General features: G+C 56.8%; 1 pseudogene. It reads left to right on the forward strand.

Annotated features, from left to right (window positions below):
• Window positions 1-590 (forward strand): annotated as a pseudogene (locus WFM49_RS18525) (2,5-dihydroxypyridine 5,6-dioxygenase); the annotation flags it as partial.

Raw genomic sequence — 590 nt, forward strand, 5'->3', positions numbered from 1 at the left:
GACATTCTGAAGTCGGGTACGAAGATTCTGCTGGCGGTGGAGCCACCGGAGATTCTGGTTCGCACTGTGCCAACGGAAGCGGATCGTGCGCGTGTGACTGCGGCGGCCGCTTTGATCAAGGCCGCCAAGGAAATGAGCATTACGTCTCCTGCCGGTACCAATCTGCGTTGCCCGCTGGGTGAGTTCCCCGCGATTCGTGAATACGGTTTTGTAGATGAGCCCGGTCGTTGGGACCACTGGCCTAGTGGCTTCGTGCTGACCTGGCCGAACGAGCTGGGCACTAACGGCACCATCGTGATCGACAAGGGCGACATCCTGTTGCCACAGAAGAAATACTCTACCGAGCAGATCATTCTGACCGTGGAAAACGGCTATGCCACCAAGATTGAAGGTGGTATCGAAGCCGAGCTGCTGGACGAATACATGAAGACCTTCAACGATCCCGAAGGTTATGCCATTTCCCACATTGGTTGGGGTTTGCAGCCACGCGCTCACTGGTCCACCTTGGGTCTGTACTCGCGTGAGAACACCATTGGCATGGATGCGCGTGCGTTCGAGGGTAACTTCCTGTTCTCCCTGGGCCCGAACAA

Origin of the sequence: Alcaligenes sp. PF14 (genome assembly GCF_037150615.1) — a bacterium.
GTDB lineage: Bacteria > Pseudomonadota > Gammaproteobacteria > Burkholderiales > Burkholderiaceae_B > Alcaligenes > Alcaligenes phenolicus.